This window comes from Streptomyces liliifuscus (assembly GCF_016598615.1).
GTDB classification, from domain to species: Bacteria; Actinomycetota; Actinomycetes; order Streptomycetales; family Streptomycetaceae; genus Streptomyces; species Streptomyces liliifuscus.
Window position 1 is genome coordinate 9056439 of sequence record NZ_CP066831.1, and the last position, 16008, is coordinate 9072446.

Genomic DNA, 16008 nt, shown 5'->3' on the forward strand with positions numbered 1-16008 from the left:
GCTTACATGTTGAACCTGGAGCGCCTGCGTACCCTCGACGCCCTGGCCCGGCACGGCTCGGTCAGTGGCGCGGCCGAGGGGCTGCATGTGACGACCTCGGCGGTGTCCCAGCAGATGTCCAAGCTGGAGCGGGAGGTGGGGCAGCAACTGCTCGCCAAGAACGGGCGGGGGGTGCGGCTCACCGACGCGGGGCGGCTGCTCGCCGACCATGCCGCGCGCATCCTGTCCCAGGTCGAGCTCGCGCAGTCCGATCTGGAGGCGCAGCGCGGGCAGGTGGTGGGGGAGTTGAGACTCGCCGCGTTCCCCACGGCGGCGCGCGGGCTGTTCCCCACGGCTCTTGCCGCGCTGCGTGCCGAGCATCCCGGGCTCCGGGTTCGCTCGCGTGAGCTGGAGCCGGAGATCGGGGTCGCCTGGGTGACACGCGGCGATCTCGATCTGGCGGTCGTTCTCGACTGGTACAACAAGCCGTTGCCGCTGCCGGACGGTCTGGTCAAGGCCTCGCTCCTCGACGACCCCACCGATCTGGCGCTGCCCGTGGGGCATCGCCTCGCCGATCGCTCCGAGGTGGACCTTGAGGACTTCGTCGACGACGAGTGGATCGCCTGGGACGAGGGGGAGTTCTGCCACGAGTGGCTGCTCTTCACGTTGCGCGGCAAGGGGATCGAGCCGGTCATCGCGCATCGGGCGGAGGAGCATCACACGCAGCTCGCGATGGTCGCGGCGGGGCTCGGGGTGTGCGTGGCGCCCCGCCTCGGGCGGGATCCTGTTCCGGTGGGTGTGCGGACCGTGCCGGTTCGGCCGCGTGTCACGCGGCACGTGTATGCGGTGTGGAGGGCGGATGCGGATCGGCGGCCGGCGATCCGGGCCGCCGTGGATGCGTTGCGCTCCGCGGGGGTGCGGGTTTCTTAGGCCGGTTCGTTGGGTGCGGGTTGGTTGTGGCTGGTCGCGCAGTTCCCCGCGCCCCTTAAGGGCGCGGCCCCGCCCTCGCCAAACGGCGCCCGCGCCCCTTACGGGGCCAAGCCCCTGCCTCAGCCTGCGGCCAGTTTTCGGAAGTCCCATGAGGTTGTTGCTGTTGGGGTCAGGCGGAGCCAGGCGTGTCTGCCGTCGTGGGGCATTTCGGGGAGGTTGAAGTTCTTGCGGGCGAACAGGGGCTCCACGGAGTCGAGTTCGGGGTGGGGCTCGCCCGTGCGGGGGGCCTCGCCGATGAACTCGACGGTGCCTGAGAGTTCGACGCCCCGCAGTTCGTCGTACTCCTCGCCCGTGTCGACGACCACGGCGACGCGGGGGTCGCGGCGCAGGTCGGCCCATCGCTTGCTGCGTGTGATCGAGTACAGCCAGAGGGACTTGCCGTCCCAGGCGAACCAGAGCGTGCTGACGTGCGGCGCGCCGTCGGCCGACACGGTCGCCACCCGGCAGGTGCGCTGGGTGGTCAGGAACTCGTCCAGCTCGCCGGGTGTCATCATGATCCTTCGGCCCCGGCGCTGAGTGACGGCCATACGGTTCCCTCATTTCTGACGTGACGTCAGAAAAGCATGGGCCGTCTTCCGTCCGTACGCAATGGTGGCTACGCTCGCCCGCCACCGCAGACCAGGTCGACCGGACCGCACCGGGCCCGGGGACCACCCGTGACAGGGGGAGCCCATGCCGTCGTACGAGCAGCTCAGCGAACTCCTCGACCCCGCGACCACGGTCCTGCTGACCGTCGAGTGCCAGCAGGGTGTCGTCGGACCGGACAGCGCGCTGCCCGAACTGGCCAAGGAGTTCCGTGCCTCGGGCGCGCTGGCCCAGGTCGCCCGGCTGGTCGCGGCGGCCCACGAGAGCGGGGTACAGGTCATGCACGCGATCGCGGAGCGCCGCCCCGACGGACGGGGGGCCAACCACAACGCCCGGCTGTTCCGCGCGGCCGAGCGCCTGCCGGTACGGCAGTTGTCGGGAACCACCGCGGTACGTGTCGCGCCGCCCATCGAGGTCGCCGAGGAGGACCTCGTCGTACGCCGGCTGCACGGTCTGTCGCCGCTCGCCGGTACCGACGTCGACGCGCTGCTGCGCAACCTCGGCTGCCGGGCGCTGATCGTGACCGGCGTGTCCGCCAACGTGGCCGTGCCCAACGCCGTGTTCGACGCGGTGAACCGCGGCTACACCGTCGTCGTCCCCAGCGACGCCATCGCGGGGGTGCCTGCCGACTACACCCCCGCGATGATCCGCAACACGCTCGCCCTGGTGGCCACCGTCGCCACCACGGACGAGGTACTGGCCTGTCTCAAGCGACCTCGCAGGGTCAGCCGAGCGTGATCGAGTCCCCGCTCACGGTGATCTTGGCGGCGGTGAGGCCACTGGTCGCGGGCCCCTTCTTGACGCTGCCGTCCGCGGCGTTGAACTGGCTGCCGTGGGCGGGGCAGGTGATGGTGCCGTCGGCGACGCTGTTCACCCGCTGTTTCTGGTGCGGGCACACCGTCGAGTAGGCCTTGAACTCACCGGCCGTCGGCTGTGTGACGACCACACCCTCGTCGGCGAACACCTTGCCGCCGCCCTCCGGGATGTCGGTGGTCTTGGCCAGCGCCGCACCTCCGCCGGAGCCCGACGACTTGGAGGCGTCGGAGGAGCCGGACGAACTGTCGTCGGAGCCTCCGCAGGCGGTCAGCGTGGCGGCGATGCCCGCCCCGCCTAGCGCCGCCAGGAGGGTGCGACGACAGAGCGCCGGCGCAGGCTTGAGCGATTCGCTGGACATAGTGGCGGTCCCTTCCACAGATGTGCAGATGCGCGTTTGTAAAGTTGTGTGTTGATCCAACAGGGGGTACGGGTACGTCACCCGCGCAGTTCAGGCGGTTCAGGAATTGAGCGACTTCTTGATGAAATCGAGATCCAGCCTGAGCAGGGTGTCTATCACGCCCTCCTGTGTCACCAGGTGGGTGGCTCCCGGCAGCGGAAGCACTGTGTGCGGCCGGCCGGCGGCGAGCAGCGCCGCCGAGAACCGCAGCATGTGTGCGGGCGCCACATTGTCGTCGGCCATCCCATGGACGAGCATCAAGGGGCGCGTGAGCTTGTGTGCGTGTGCCACCAGGGAGCAGCGTTCGTAGTTCTCCGGCTGGACGTCCGGGTGGCCCATGAACCGCTCCTTCCAGTGCGTGTCGTACAGCCGCAGATCGGTCGGGGCCGCGCCCGCGACCGCCGCGTGGAACATGTCCGGCCGGTGCAGCACGGCCCCCGCCGCCAGATAGCCGCCGAAGGACCAGCCCCGGATGGCCACGCGTCCCGTGTCCAGTTCGGGGAAGAGCTCCGCGGCCGCGCGTACGGCGTCCGCCTGGTCCTCGATCACGGGCATGAGCTGGTCCCCGTGGATGGCGGTCTCCCAGGCCCGGTCGCGCCCCGGGGTGCCCCGTCCGTCGACGCACAGCACCGCGAAGCCCTGGTCGGCGAACCACTGGTTCACGGCGTGGTGCCAGGCGGCGGCCCTCACGACCTTCTGTGCGCCGGGCCCCGAGTACGAGTGCACGATCACGGGCAGTCGGCCCGCCCCCGGTTCGTACGACGTCGGCAGGTACAGCGCCGCCCGCAGCTCGCGCTCGCCGAGGGTCAGGAAGCGGGGGCGCGGTTCGGTCATGGGCCGCTCGGCCAGCACCCGGATCCGCCCGGCCGGTCCGCCGTCCCGCAGCACCTTCACCGTCTGCCCGTCGAGGGTCGTGCTGTCCAGGACGACGGTGTCGCCCCCGACGGTGGCCCTGTGCACACCCGGTTCGTCGGTCAGCCGCTCGAAGCCCTTCTCTGGGCCGTACGACCAGACGTGCACCTCCGTCGGCTCCTCGGACGCCGTGAAGTAGAGCCGGTCGCCCTCCACGGCGAGCAGTTCGTGGACGTACATGCCCTCAGGGGTGCGCACCCCGGTCCCGGTCATCAGCAGTCCGCGCGAACCCTCCTGCGTGGTGAGGACGAGACCGGCGGTGGCGGTGGTGGCAGGCGTTCCGGGTATGAACTCCAGCCAGGCGGCGTCCCGGAGATGGTGGAGCGTCGTGGTCAGGCCCGTGGAGGAACCGATCCCGAGCAGGTATGCCGAGCGCTGGTCCCTGGTCTGCACGACGGCGGTGGGTCCGGCGCCGTCCCAGGCCGCGTGCACGACGTACTCGAAGGACGGGTCGGTCCACTCACCCGCCGGATGCGGCTCGGCGGCCTCCTTGGGGAGCCGTGCCTCGACGCGCTCGCCGTCGAGGCCCACCACGTGCAGCGACAGCTCGGCGTTGGCGGTGCCCGCGGCCGGGTAGCGGATCGCGCGCGACGGACGCGAGGGCTCGGCCGGATCGCTGATGTACCACTGCTGGACCGGCGAGTTGTCGACCCGTACCACCAACAGCGCGTCCCCGTCCGGCGACCACCAGAACGACCGCGTACGGTCCAGCGACTCGGACGAGACGTGGTCGGAGAGCCCGTACGTCACCTCCGGGCCCTCCGGCCTGGCCAGCGCGCGGTCGGCGGTGCCGTCGATGCGTACGACGCGGAGGGCGCCGTCACTCACGTACGCGATGCGGGAGCCGTCGGGGCTCGGGCGCGGGGCGACGACCGGGCCCGCCGTGGGGATCCGGCGCAGGACGCCCTCGTCCGTGCGTACGGCCCACAGGGCGCCCGAGAGGGCGAACACGACCAGACGGACGGCCGCGTCGGTGGCGTACGAGACGATGCCCGCGCCCGTCTCGCGCGCCCGCTCGCGGCGGATCCGCTCGGCTTCCGGGACCTCCCCGCCGTCGCCGAGCGCGAGCGGGTCGGCGAGCAGCCGCTCCTCGCCGTTCTCGTGCAGCCAGAGCAGGCCCGTCGTGGAGCGGCCGTTCTTGGTGCGCAGGAAGACGACGCGGTCGCCGTCCGGCGAGACGGTGAAGCCGCGCGGCACCCCGAGGGAGAAGCGTTTCGTGCGGGCGTACTGCAGGGGCAGGTCTTCGGCAGTCACAGGTGATCCCTTCGTGCGAGTGGACGGGGAACGCCCCAGTAACCTGGGGCGATGCTCAAGGAAGTCAGCGCGACCCGCTTTGTCACGCCGTTGCGTGAGGGAGGCTCGCTGCCGGGGCTCGTCGAGGCCGACGATCTCGGGACGTACGTCATGAAGTTCACCGGTGCCGGACAGGGGCGGAAGACCCTCGTCGCGGAGGTCGTCTGTGGTGAACTCGCCCGTCGCCTGGGCCTGCGCGTACCCGGCCTGGTCACGATCGGACTCGATCCGGTCATAGGGCTCGGTGAACCGGACCAGGAAGTGCAGGAGTTGCTCAAGTCGAGCGGCGGGCTGAATCTGGGGATGGATTTTCTCTCCCGGGCGATCGGCTTCGACGCCCTCGCGCACCAGGTGAGCCCGGAAGAAGCCGGGAAAATCGTCTGGTTCGACGCGCTGGTCAACAATGTCGACCGATCGTGGCGGAACCCTAACATGCTGGTCCGGCACGGCGATCTGTGGCTCATCGACCACGGCGCCACCATGATCTGGCACCACAACTGGCCCGGCGCGGCGGCCTCCGCGGCCAAGCCGTACGACGCCTCCGACCACGCGCTCGCGCCGTTCGGCCCCGACATCGCCTCCGCCGCCGCGGAGTTGGCGCCCCGGGTCACCGAGGAACTGCTCGCCGAGGTGACCGCGGCGATCCCGGAGGAGTGGCTGCGGGACGAGCCGGGGTTCGAGTCGACGGACGCGCTCAGACGCGCGTACGCGGAGCCGCTCCTCGCCCGCGCCGCCACCATCCACGAGCGCGTCCGGACGAGCCAGGAGGGCACGAAGTGAGCGAGCGCGACGGCCGTGACGTCTACGAGTACGCACTGCTGCGCGTGGTGCCACGGGTCGAGCGGGGGGAGTACTTCAACGCGGGCGTGCTCGTGTACTGCCGCGCGAAGTCCTTCGTGGCCGCCCACACCCATCTCGACGAGAACAAGCTGCGGGCCCTCGATCCGGAGGCGGACGCGCCCGGGGTCCGCGCGGCCTTGCGGGCCGTCGAGGGCGTCTGCGCCGGGGGAGCGGCGGCGGGTCAGGCCGCGCGCGACGACGCCGGGCGGCGCTTCCGCTGGCTGATCGCGCCCCGCTCCACGGTCGTCCAGCCGGGGCCCGTGCACACCGGTCTCACGGCGGATCCCGCCGCCGAGGCGGTGCGGCTGCTCGACCTGCTGGTCAGGTAATGGATCACACCGGCCGAGCAGGCCGTTGACACTGGGTGCCAAGGCTTCTAGCGTCACGTCTGCTGAAGGTACTAAGCGGTCGCTCACCAAAGGGGCGTACCGTGAGAGCCGCAGGTTTGGTCTTTCAAGGGCTTCCCAAGGGCGAGGAGAACCAGCAATGTCCACCTCAGAGCAGCGCGTCGCCGTAGTCACCGGTGCAGCGCGCGGCATCGGCGCCGCGACCGCCGTACGACTGGCCGCCGAGGGCCGTGCCGTCGCGGTGATCGACCTCGACGAGGCCGCGTGCAAGGACACCGTGGAGAAGATCACCGCCGCCGGCGGCAGGGCGATCGCGGTGGGCGCCGACGTCTCCGACGAGGCGCAGGTCGAGGCCGCCGTGGCACGCGTCGCCGAGGAGCTCGGGGCGCCGACGATCCTGGTGAACAACGCGGGCGTGCTCCGCGACAACCTGCTGTTCAAGATGAGCGTGTCGGACTGGGACACGGTCCTGAACGTGCACCTGCGCGGCTCCTTCCTGATGACGCGGGCCGTCCAGAAGTACATGGTGGACGCCAAGTTCGGCCGTGTCGTCAACCTCTCCTCCTCCTCTGCGCTCGGCAACCGCGGCCAGGTCAACTACTCCGCCGCCAAGGCCGGTCTGCAGGGCTTCACCAAGACCCTCGCCTTCGAGCTCGGCAAGTTCGGTGTCACCGCGAACGCCGTCGCGCCCGGCTTCATCGTCACCGACATGACCGCCGCCACCGCCGAGCGGGTCGGCATGGGCTTCGAGGAGTTCCAGGCCGCGGCCGCCACCCAGATCCCGGTCCAGCGCGTCGGCAACCCGGACGACATCGCCAACGCGATCGCCTTCTTCACGGGCGACGCGGCCGGCTTCGTCTCCGGCCAGGTGCTGTACGTGGCCGGCGGACCGCTCAACTAGGGCCGGGGGACAGGAATATGACCACTGTGGAACTCTCGGGCAAGGTAGCCCTCATCACCGGCGCGAGCCGCGGTATCGGCTACGGCGTCGCCGAGGCGCTGCTCGCCCGCGGCGACCGGGTGTGCATCACCGGCCGCAACGAGGACGCGCTCAAGGAGGCCGTCGAGCAGCTCGGCGCGGACCGTGTCATCGGCGTCGCGGGCAAGGCCCACGACGAGGCCCACCAGGCCATCGCCGTAGAACGCACCATGGAGGCGTTCGGCCGAGTCGACTTCCTCATCAACAACGCCGGTACGAACCCGGTGTTCGGGCCGATCGCCGACCTCGACCTCAACGTGGCACGCAAGGTGTTCGAGACCAACGTCGTCTCCGCGCTCGGCTTCGCCCAGCGGACGTGGAAGGCGTGGCAGAGCGAGAACGGCGGCGCGATCGTCAACATCTCCTCGCTCGCGGGCGTCCAGGCCTCGCCGTTCATCGGGGCGTACGGCATCAGCAAGGCCGCGATGATCAACCTGACCCTTCAGCTGGCGCACGAGTTCGCACCCAGGGTGCGGGTCAACTCCATCGCGCCCGCGGTCGTCAAGACGCAGTTCGCCAAGGCCCTCTACGAGGGCCGCGAGGAGGAGGCGGCCGCGGGCTACCCCCTCGGCAGGCTCGGCGTTCCGTCGGACATCGGCGGCACCGCAGCGTTCCTGACCTCGGAACAGTCGGACTGGATCACCGGGCAGACGCTGGTGGTCGACGGCGGGAAGTTCCTCAACGCCGGAGTCTGACAACGGATCTCGATCGTGGACGCCCGGGCGGCTTGGCCGAAAATCGCCCGGGCGTCCACCTGTCCAGGGTGCTACCAGGAAAGAGATCGTTCCGATACGTTCCGCGATATCTGCTGATCAAGGGCCCTGCCAGTGTGAAGGCCCATGCGGCCTGGCGCTGCGGTATCGTGCGCCCACCCTTGTGGTATGGCCGATCGAGGAGCGTGCGCGTGTTCAAGCGGGACAGATACCTGCGTCAGATGGGGGCGATCACGTCCATATCCCTGGTCGCCGGATGCGGCGTATTCTCCTCGGACTCTTCGGACGAGGGGAAGTCGATCCTCGTCGGGACGACGAGTGAGCCCAGCACACTGGATCCGGCGGCCTCCTGGGACAACTCGTGGGAGTTGTTCCGCAACGTTCACCAGGCCCTCCTGAACTTCCCCGCCGGCGCGTCCGAGCCCGAACCCGACGCCGCCGAGAGCTGCCGGTTCACCGACGGCGCGAGCACCGTGTACAGCTGCAAGCTGCGCGAGGGGCTCAAGTTCTCCAACGGCCACACGCTGGACGCGAAAGCCGTCAAGTACTCCATCGACCGCATCAAGAAGATCAACGTCAACGGCGGCCCCGCCGGTCTGCTGAACAGCCTCTCCCGGGTCGAGGCGAAGGGCGACCAGGAGGTCGTCTTCCATCTGAACCAGCCCGACGCGACGTTTCCCTTCGTGCTCTCCACGCCCGCCATGTCGATCGTGGACCCCGAGGAGTACCCCGCGAACGCGCTCCGCAAGGACGGCAAGGTCACCGGCTCGGGGCCGTACAACCTGGAGTCCTACGAAGAGGGCAAGCAGGCGGTCCTCGTCAAGAACGGCAACTACAAGGGCATCGCCGACCGGAAGAACAGCGCCGTCACCATTCGCTACTTCCGGGAGTCGGCCGCGATGGCCGACGCCCTCAGGGACAAGCAGATCGATGTCGTCTACCGCGGTCTGCGCGCCTCGGACATCGTGGACATCCAGGACAACAGTGGGGACGAGGGTCTCCAGCTCGTCGAGAACCCCACCACCGAGATCAGCTACCTGGTGTTCAACCCCAAGGACCCGTGGGCCAAGAAGGTCTCGGTCCGCAAGGCCATCGCGCAGATCGTCGACCGGCCCGCGCTCGCCCACAACATCTACAAGGACACCGTCGAGCCGCTGTACTCGATGATCCCCAAGGGCCTGGTCGGCCACACCACGGGCTTCTTCGACGACTTCGGGAACCCCAGCGCCGCAAAGGCCAAGCAGATCCTGGCGGCCGACGGCATCACCGAGCCCGTCCCGCTCACCCTCTGGTACACGACCGACCGCTACGGCTCCCAGACCAAGCCGGCCTTCGAGGAACTGAAGCGCCAGCTGGAGGCCTCCGACCTGTTCAAGGTCACGCTCAAGAGCCGCCCCTGGAAGACGTACGTCTCGGGTTACCAGAAGGGCGAGTACCCGGTCTTCGGGCGCGGCTGGTTCCCCGACTTCCCGGACGCCGACAACTTCATCGCCCCCTTCGTGGGCGAGCAGAACGCGCTCGGCACGCCGTACGACACCCCTGAGATCACCGGCAAGCTGATCCCCGATTCGCGCCGGGAGAGCGACCGGGGGGCGGTGGCCGCGGAGTTCGAGAAGGCCCAGCAGATCCTTCTCGACGACGCTCGTCTGCTGCCCCTGTGGCAGGGCAAGCAGCACGTCGCCGCGAACGAGGAGATCGGCGGCGCCGAGAACGCCATCGACCCGGCGACGATGATGGCGATGTGGGAGCTGTACTGGAAGACCAGCTGGTAGCGCGGGCAGTTGGGCACTCGGGCCCGATTGTCAGTGGGCGCCTGTAGGTTCTGTGCTCTGACGGTGGCCGCGCCTCGCGCGGCCACCCACGGCCGTGTGTTCCGCGGCCGTGAAGTGAGCGCACACCGGAGGAAGTTGACGTGACCGACACCGCCATGCTGCCCGAGTCCTGGCGCGGCGTCCTGGGCGAAGAGCTCCAGAAGCCCTACTTCAAGGAGCTCACCGAGTTCGTCGAGGAGGAGCGCGAGAAGGGTCCCGTCTACCCGCCGCGCGACGAGGTCTTCGCCGCGCTCGACGCGACGCCGTACGAGAGCGTGAAGGTGCTCGTCCTCGGCCAGGACCCGTACCACGGCGAGGGCCAGGGCCACGGCCTGTGCTTCTCGGTCCGTCCGGGTGTGAAGACCCCGCCCTCGCTGCGCAACATCTACAAGGAGATGCAGGCGGAGCTGGGCACGCCGATCCCGGACAACGGCTATCTGATGCCGTGGGCCGAGCAGGGCGTCCTGCTGCTCAACGCGGTGCTGACGGTCCGCTCCGGCGAGGCCAACTCGCACAAGGGGAAGGGCTGGGAGAAGTTCACGGACGCGGTGATCAGGGCCGTGGCCGACCGGCCCGACCCGGCCGTCTTCGTCCTGTGGGGCAACTACGCGCAGAAGAAGCTCCCGCTCATCGACGAGGAGCGGCACATCGTGGTGAAGGGCGCGCACCCCTCGCCGCTGTCCGCGAAGAAGTTCTTCGGCTCGCATCCGTTCACGCAGATCAACGAGGCGGTCGCGAAGCAGGGGCACGAGCCGATCGACTGGCGGATCCCCGACCTCGGCTGACATCACGTCACCACGTCGTCCCCGTCGCCCAACCGTCACCACGGCGTGCGCCACGAGCCGCCGTCACGACCTGCCGCTACGAGTACCCGGTCCGGCCGCACGCCGGGCCGGGTTCGTCACCGTCCTGGCCCAGTGGCGCGCGGGGCCCCCGGGGCTGCCTGAGCTCGATTGTCAGTGTCTGCCGTTAGCGTCGGGAGAGGTGACGGAACGACCGGCGCGGGCGCTGCGGCCGGCGGACGAGCGTGGAGGACGATCCGGTGGCGGAGCAACAGGAACAGGCGGCGGCGGACGCGATGATGACCAGGATCGGGCAGGTCGCCATGCTCCTCCACGGCGGTGACCGCGAGGAGGCCCGGGGCCGCTTCCTGGACCTGTGGGCCGAGATCGGCGAGGACGGCGACGCGCTGCACCGCTGCACACTCGCGCACTACATGGCCGACGCCCAGGACGACCCCTCGGACGAACTGGCCTGGGACCTGCGGGCCTTGTCGGCGGCTGACACCCTCACGGACACACTCACGGACACGCGGATCGCGGAGCACCAGCAGTCGCTCGCGGTGCGGGCCTTCTACCCCTCCCTGCATCTGAGCCTTGCCGTCGACTACGCGAACCTCGGCCGCTCCGAGGCCGCCCGCAGCCATCTGCGCCGGGCCCGCGACACCGTGGGCGTCCTCGGCGACGACGCGTACGGGGACGGTGTGCGGGCGGGCATCGGCCGCCTGGAGCTGAGGCTCGAAGAGGAGGGGCCGTCGGGCGGGGCGCCCGAACCGACACCGGGTCAGACGCCGGGGCAGGGGAGAGGGCCCGGTGGCGAGACGCTGGGGCCGCCGCGGCAGCGGCCCTAGGTGCCGTCGCGCGGTCGATTCGGGCTTGTACGTCGCCCCGGTCCGGGCCTGTACGCCGCCAGCCGCCTTCGTGGATCACCGCCCCCGTGACTGACCGCCCTCGTGGATGACCGCCCCGTGGATCGCCGCTCCCGTAGATCCGCGCCCGGGTCGGTCAACGTCCGTACACGTCCTTGCAGATGGTCGCCTGCGGGCTGTCCGGGTTCCAGCCGCCGTACTGCCTGCCCAAGGCACACACGTCCGCGGTCACCGGAGCCGTCGCCCTGGGCTGACGGGGAACCGCGGGGCGCTCCGGCCGCTGGGGCTCCGGGCGCCGCGGCGGATCGGCGGCGGCACGACGGGGAGGGGCCGCCGGGGCCGCGGCGGGTGCCGAGGGCGCCGTACGGCGGGGCGTGGACGCGGGTGCCGACGGGCGCCGGGACGGGCCGATCATCTCCAGGGCCTCCCGGGCCGGCGCCTGCACGATCTGGGGCTCGGCCCTGCCCGCCGGGTGGGGCTCCGAGGCCGGAGCGGGCCCGGACGGGGCGCCGGGAGCGAGCGGTCGCTGGACGGTCATGCAGCCGGAGACGGCCGAGACAGCCACGGTGACCAGGAGCGTTGCGGTGGTCGCGGTTCGATGCACCCGCGCAACTCTGCTGTGTCGGCCCCCATTTGGGGAGCTGACAAGCGGAGGATGCCCCGCATGGGTGAACGACCGGCGCGCGAGCCCGCGGCGGCCCGGGGAGGGTTGTGCGTCGTCTGCGGGTCGGTGGGGGTCGGTCGCGCAGTTCCCCGCGCCCCTGAAGGGGCGCCCTGGTTGCCGGCTGCCTTGCCCCCGGCCACGCGCCTCAGTCGCCCGTGCCCCCGTCGATCCGCTCGCGGATCAGGTCGGCGTGGCCGTTGTGGCGCGCGTACTCCTCGATCATGTGGGTGTAGATCCAGCGCAGGTTGAAGGGCTTGTCGGTGGACCTGCTCCTGCCCGCGGACAGGTCGTCGAGTGCGAGGCGCGCCGCGTTCCGCCGGGCGACCTCGATCTCCTGCTGCCAGGTGGCGTGCGCCTCCTCCCAGGTGTCCTCCTCGGTGAGGTGGAACTCGCCGTCGCGGTCCTCGTCGCTGTAGTAGATCGGGCCGGCATCGTCGCCCACCAGCACCCTGCGGAACCAACTGCGCTCCACCTCCGCCATGTGCCGGACGAGCCCCATCAGGGAGAGTTCGGACGGCGGTACCGAGGCGGTCCTGAGCTGGGCGTCGTCCAGGTCCTGGCACTTCCAGGCAAGGGTCTGGCGGTGGTAGTCGAGCCAGCCCTCCAGCATGGCTCGCTCGTCGGCGTCGATCGCGGGTTCGCTGCGTTCAATCGTCATGCCCGCATCATCGCCGAGCACCTGCCCGCCTTCCACGCCGGGCGGGTCGCGGTCATCGGAGACGCGGCACACGCCATGCCGCCGACCCTGGGGCAGCGGGCCCGCCCCCTTCCTGCGGAGTTTCGACGGGATCGCCGACTGGGGGCCGCCGCGGTCGCCGTATGCTTCCGAGGAGACACGGGTGAGTGCGCCCTGGACATGTCGGTTCCCCGGAGGAGACCCCTGTGAAGGTCGGCTGCATCGGACTCGGAGACATCGCGCAGAAGGCCTATCTGCCGGTGCTCACCACCCGGCCGGGGCTCGAACTGCATCTGCACACGCGGACGCCCGCCACCCTCACCAGGGTCGCCGACAGCCTCCACCTGCCGGCCGGGCAGCGTCACACCGACCTCTCCGAGCTGCTCGCGCAGAACCTCGACGCGGCGTTCGTGCACGCGCCCACCCACGCGCACCCCGAGATCGTGACCCGTCTCCTCGAAGCGGGCGTGGCCACATATGTCGACAAGCCGATCGCGTACGAACTCGCCGACTCCGAACGCCTGGTGAAGCTCGCCGAGGAGCGGAACACCAGCCTGGCCGTCGGCTTCAACCGGCGCTACGCACCCGGGTACGCGCAGTGCGCCGATCACCCGCGCGAGCTGATCCTGATGCAGAAGAACCGCGTCGGCCTGCCGGAACAGCCCCGCACGATGATCCTCGACGACTTCATCCACGTCGTGGACACCCTGCGGTTCCTGGCGCCGGGGCCGGTCGACGACGTGACCGTGCGGGCCCGGGTCGAGAACGGACTGCTGCACCACGTCGTGCTCCAGCTCGCCGGGGACGGGTTCACGGCACTCGGTGTGATGAACCGGCTGAGCGGCTCGAACGAGGAGATCCTCGAAGTCTCCGGGCAGGACACCAAGCGTCAGGTCGTCAACCTCGCCGAGGTCATCGACCACAAGGGCCAGCCGACGATACGCCGGCGCGGCGACTGGGTGCCGGTGGCCAGGCAGCGCGGGATCGAGCAGGTCGTGCTCGCGTTCCTCGACGCGGTGCGCGCGGGCAAGGTGCTCAGCGCCCGGGACGCGCTGGCGACCCATGAGCTGTGCGAGCGGGTGGTACGCGCGGTGACGGACCGGCCCGCCTGACCCGCAACGACCGGGCACCCTCCGTGGCGCCCAGGGCGGCCAGGATCAGCAGCGCCGCGTACACCGGCCACTCGCCGAACCGCGCGTACGGGGTGACACCGTGTGCCAGCGGAACGTCGTACACCTCGGAGGCACTGGCATCGGTGCCCAGCCAGGAGCCGACGCGCTCACCGCTCGGGCCGTAGACCGCGGAGACGCCGGTGAGCGTCGCGTGCACCATCGGCCGGCCCGTCTCGGCGGCCCGCAGCGCCGCCAGCGAGGCGTGCTGCTCGGGCGCCCAGCTCTGCTGGAACGACGAGGTCGCCGACTGCGCGAGCAGCAACTCGGCGCCGTCCCGGGCGAGATGACGGCTCATGTCGGGGAACGCCGACTCGAAGCACACCATCGGGCCGACCCGCAGCCCGCCCCCGACGTTCATCACCACCTGCTTCGAGCCGCGCATACGGTCCTCGCCCGCCGCCTTGCCCACGGACGTGGCCCAGCCGAGGAGGGAACGGGCCGGAACGTACTCGCCGAACGGCACCAGCCGCATCTTGTCGTAGCGGTCACCGGTCGGACCCTCGGGCCCCACGAGCACCGAACTCTTGTATATGCCGGGCCGGTCGGAGCGGCGCGCGTCCACGTTGACCAGGATGTCCGCGTCCACTTGGCGCGACAGCGCGGCGAGCCGGTCCGCGAGGTCGGGCCGCTCGGCGAGGTCGAAGCCGACACTGCTCTCGCCCCACACCACGAGGTCCACGTCCTGCCCGGCCAGCTGTCCGGTCAGCGTCTCCTCGCGTGCGAAACGCTTCCCCGGGCTGCCGATTCCATCGATGACACCGGGCTGCACGACGGCGATCCGGACGCGGCCGTCGACGTCCGGCCGCGGGGACCACACCCAGGCCGCCGAGGTGGCCGCCGCCGTCGCGACCAGCCCGGCGACCGCGGGGACACGGGACTGCCGTACGGCGACGAGAACGGCGACCGCGACGTTCACGGCGACGAGCAGGAAGCTCAGCAGCCATACTCCGCCCACCGAGGCCAGCCGCAGCGCGGGCTCCACGTCCCACTGACTCGAACCGAGCAGCCCCCAGGGACCGCCCAACCCCTCCCAGGAGCGTACGAGTTCGACCATCAGCCAGGCGGAGGGCAGCACGAACAGGGCGGCGACGACCTGGCCCGCCGAGGGAACACCGGCCAGGAACCTTCGTGTCAGCCAGCCCCACGGTGCCCAGAGCACGCCGAGCAGCGCCGCTATCACGAGCGTGAAGACATGCAGGCTCGGCAGCAGCCAGTGGTGCACGGCCAGCATGAAACCGAGCCCGCCGAGCCAGCCGTCGTACGCCGCCCGCCGCCCCGTCGGGGCCGAGCGGACGAGCAGGATCCACGGCACCAGCGCGACATACGCGAACCACCACAGGGACGGCGCCGGGAAGCTCAGCATCGGCAGCGCACCGGCGAGCACGGCCGCGATGCCGCGCCACCAGGGGGAGCCGAGGCGTCGGCGCCAGTCAGCGGCGGACAGCTTCATGCAGCGCCTCCCTCGACCCCCGAAGCACGGTGCGTGACTCCAGTGTGCGCGCACCGGGACGATCTACGTAAGGGGGTATCCACTCAGGTGGCACGCGCGAACAGGCCGACCGTGGGCTCAATGGGCGGCGGGTTCCTGCCGCGCCTGCGTGGCCCGGCGCCACTTCTCGTGGACGACCACCTCACGCAGCCGCCAGCCGTTGTACGTACGCACCAGACCGAAGTCGTACCGGCCGCCGCACACGAAGTCGGGCTCCGTGGATCCGCCGTCGTGTCCCGAGAACCGCATCGGATTGACGTAGTCCGCCTGGATCCGGGCCGTGTCGCCCGTGTCCTGCTCCAGAGCCCCGAACCGCACCCGCCGGTTCACGATCAGATGCTGCCGCATGGGGAACAGCTCCATGGTCTGCGCGAGCCATCCGGCGATCTGCCCCGCGTCCCCCTCGATACCGCCCGCCGACCGGTAGTCCGCCCGCCCGTCCGGCGCGAACAGTCCGCGGTACGCCTCCCAGTCCCCGTCGTCGACCGCCACCGCGTACTCGGTGACCAGTCCGTCGACCGCGAGCCGGTCCATTACCGTAGCCAGTTCCACGCGCTGCGTCATCGGCTCAGTGTTGGCCACGGGGAGGTCCGAGCCAAGGGGCGTGCAGTGATATTCACCGGTCGTGCGCCGTATGGACGTACGAACCCGGTCAGGAACCATGGATCAGTGATCACGGATCACGGATCACGAAGGA

The 16008-nt window shown here is 70.5% G+C and carries 17 protein-coding genes and 1 pseudogene; 11 read left to right on the forward strand and 7 right to left on the reverse strand.

Going from position 1 to position 16008, the window contains the following annotated elements; genetic code table 11:
* The first annotated feature begins 6 nt into the window (after positions 1-6).
* Complete coding sequence (locus tag JEQ17_RS39095) at positions 7-909, forward strand: LysR family transcriptional regulator (protein WP_200399647.1); 903 nt, start codon at positions 7-9, stop codon at positions 907-909.
* Between the two features lie 119 nt (positions 910-1028).
* Here the strand turns inward: JEQ17_RS39095 and JEQ17_RS39100 are convergent, their stop codons facing one another.
* A complete protein-coding gene (locus JEQ17_RS39100; protein ID WP_200399648.1) occupies positions 1029-1496 on the reverse strand; it encodes a pyridoxamine 5'-phosphate oxidase family protein in 468 nt (155 codons plus the stop codon).
* Positions 1497-1641: 145 nt separating this feature from the next.
* Between JEQ17_RS39100 and JEQ17_RS39105 the strand changes: the two genes are divergently transcribed.
* Entirely contained in the window at positions 1642-2292 is a 651-nt protein-coding gene (locus JEQ17_RS39105) for a cysteine hydrolase (protein WP_200399649.1), read from the forward strand.
* Here the strand turns inward: JEQ17_RS39105 and JEQ17_RS39110 are convergent.
* Both JEQ17_RS39110 and JEQ17_RS39115 read right to left on the reverse strand, forming a co-directional pair.
* A complete protein-coding gene (locus JEQ17_RS39110; RefSeq protein WP_200399650.1) occupies positions 2279-2728 on the reverse strand; it encodes a Rieske (2Fe-2S) protein in 450 nt (149 codons plus the stop codon). The genes JEQ17_RS39105 and JEQ17_RS39110 overlap by 14 nt on opposite strands.
* Positions 2729-2827: 99 nt before the next feature.
* The gene (locus JEQ17_RS39115; protein ID WP_200399651.1) at positions 2828-4933 is read right to left on the reverse strand and encodes a S9 family peptidase; all 2106 of its coding nucleotides are present in this window, start codon (positions 4931-4933) and stop codon (positions 2828-2830) included.
* A gap of 51 nt (positions 4934-4984) precedes the next feature.
* Between JEQ17_RS39115 and JEQ17_RS39120 the strand changes: the two genes are divergently transcribed.
* The 7 genes from JEQ17_RS39120 (at position 4985) to JEQ17_RS39150 (ending at position 11292) form a co-directional block, all read left to right on the forward strand.
* Positions 4985-5752, forward strand: coding sequence for a HipA family kinase (locus JEQ17_RS39120; protein WP_200399652.1), 768 nt, complete (start codon positions 4985-4987; stop codon positions 5750-5752).
* Complete coding sequence (locus tag JEQ17_RS39125) at positions 5749-6141, forward strand: DUF3037 domain-containing protein (RefSeq protein WP_200399653.1); 393 nt, start codon at positions 5749-5751, stop codon at positions 6139-6141. Before JEQ17_RS39120 ends, JEQ17_RS39125 begins: the two co-directional genes overlap by 4 nt.
* 157 nt (positions 6142-6298) lie before the next feature.
* Positions 6299-7060, forward strand: a complete 762-nt coding sequence (fabG, locus tag JEQ17_RS39130; RefSeq protein WP_055618474.1) for a 3-oxoacyl-ACP reductase FabG — start codon at positions 6299-6301, stop codon at positions 7058-7060.
* A gap of 17 nt (positions 7061-7077) precedes the next feature.
* Positions 7078-7833 (forward strand): SDR family oxidoreductase, encoded by a 756-nt coding sequence (locus JEQ17_RS39135; protein WP_200399654.1) that lies wholly within the window; start codon positions 7078-7080, stop codon positions 7831-7833.
* Positions 7834-8042: 209 nt separating this feature from the next.
* Positions 8043-9623, forward strand: coding sequence for an ABC transporter substrate-binding protein (locus JEQ17_RS39140; RefSeq protein ID WP_200399655.1), 1581 nt, complete (start codon positions 8043-8045; stop codon positions 9621-9623).
* A 140-nt stretch (positions 9624-9763) separates the two neighbouring features.
* A complete protein-coding gene (locus JEQ17_RS39145) occupies positions 9764-10447 on the forward strand; it encodes a uracil-DNA glycosylase (RefSeq protein ID WP_200399656.1) in 684 nt (227 codons plus the stop codon).
* A gap of 257 nt (positions 10448-10704) precedes the next feature.
* A complete protein-coding gene (locus JEQ17_RS39150; RefSeq protein ID WP_200399657.1) occupies positions 10705-11292 on the forward strand; it encodes a hypothetical protein in 588 nt (195 codons plus the stop codon).
* Between the two features lie 154 nt (positions 11293-11446).
* Here JEQ17_RS39150 and JEQ17_RS39155 read toward each other — a convergent pair whose 3' ends face one another.
* Positions 11447-11914: a hypothetical protein gene (locus tag JEQ17_RS39155; RefSeq protein ID WP_200399658.1), complete on the reverse strand. Its 468-nt coding sequence runs from the start codon at positions 11912-11914 to the stop codon at positions 11447-11449.
* A 205-nt stretch (positions 11915-12119) separates the two neighbouring features.
* Entirely contained in the window at positions 12120-12632 is a 513-nt protein-coding gene (locus tag JEQ17_RS39160; RefSeq protein ID WP_200399659.1) for a DinB family protein, read from the reverse strand.
* Between the two features lie 9 nt (positions 12633-12641).
* Between JEQ17_RS39160 and JEQ17_RS50260 the strand changes: the two are divergent.
* Together JEQ17_RS50260 and JEQ17_RS39165 are read left to right on the forward strand one after the other, a co-directional pair.
* Positions 12642-12816: pseudogene (locus JEQ17_RS50260) on the forward strand (FAD-dependent monooxygenase); the annotation flags it as partial.
* Between the two features lie 40 nt (positions 12817-12856).
* Positions 12857-13762 (forward strand): Gfo/Idh/MocA family protein, encoded by a 906-nt coding sequence (locus JEQ17_RS39165; protein WP_200401947.1) that lies wholly within the window; start codon positions 12857-12859, stop codon positions 13760-13762.
* Here the strand turns inward: JEQ17_RS39165 and lnt are convergent.
* Complete coding sequence (gene lnt, locus JEQ17_RS39170; protein ID WP_200399660.1) at positions 13686-15272, reverse strand: apolipoprotein N-acyltransferase; 1587 nt, start codon at positions 15270-15272, stop codon at positions 13686-13688. The two genes, JEQ17_RS39165 and lnt, sit on opposite strands and share 77 nt — an antisense overlap.
* A 117-nt stretch (positions 15273-15389) precedes the next feature.
* Positions 15390-15875, reverse strand: coding sequence for a nuclear transport factor 2 family protein (locus JEQ17_RS39175; RefSeq protein WP_200399661.1), 486 nt, complete (start codon positions 15873-15875; stop codon positions 15390-15392).
* Between the last annotated feature and the right edge of the window lie 133 nt (positions 15876-16008).

What these genes read in the sequence shown, in the direction of transcription:
- JEQ17_RS39095 (WP_200399647.1), top strand. Translation starts at nt 7, where the DNA reads ATGTTGAACCTGGAGCGCCTGCGTACCCTCGACGCCCTGGCCCGGCAC.
- JEQ17_RS39100 (WP_200399648.1), bottom strand. Translation starts at nt 1,496, where the DNA reads ATGGCCGTCACTCAGCGCCGGGGCCGAAGGATCATGATGACACCCGGC.
- JEQ17_RS39105 (WP_200399649.1), top strand. Translation starts at nt 1,642, where the DNA reads ATGCCGTCGTACGAGCAGCTCAGCGAACTCCTCGACCCCGCGACCACG.
- JEQ17_RS39110 (WP_200399650.1), bottom strand. Translation starts at nt 2,728, where the DNA reads ATGTCCAGCGAATCGCTCAAGCCTGCGCCGGCGCTCTGTCGTCGCACC.
- JEQ17_RS39120 (WP_200399652.1), top strand. Translation starts at nt 4,985, where the DNA reads ATGCTCAAGGAAGTCAGCGCGACCCGCTTTGTCACGCCGTTGCGTGAG.
- fabG (WP_055618474.1), top strand. Translation starts at nt 6,299, where the DNA reads ATGTCCACCTCAGAGCAGCGCGTCGCCGTAGTCACCGGTGCAGCGCGC.
- JEQ17_RS39135 (WP_200399654.1), top strand. Translation starts at nt 7,078, where the DNA reads ATGACCACTGTGGAACTCTCGGGCAAGGTAGCCCTCATCACCGGCGCG.
- JEQ17_RS39160 (WP_200399659.1), bottom strand. Translation starts at nt 12,632, where the DNA reads ATGACGATTGAACGCAGCGAACCCGCGATCGACGCCGACGAGCGAGCC.
- lnt (WP_200399660.1), bottom strand. Translation starts at nt 15,272, where the DNA reads ATGAAGCTGTCCGCCGCTGACTGGCGCCGACGCCTCGGCTCCCCCTGG.
- JEQ17_RS39175 (WP_200399661.1), bottom strand. Translation starts at nt 15,875, where the DNA reads ATGACGCAGCGCGTGGAACTGGCTACGGTAATGGACCGGCTCGCGGTC.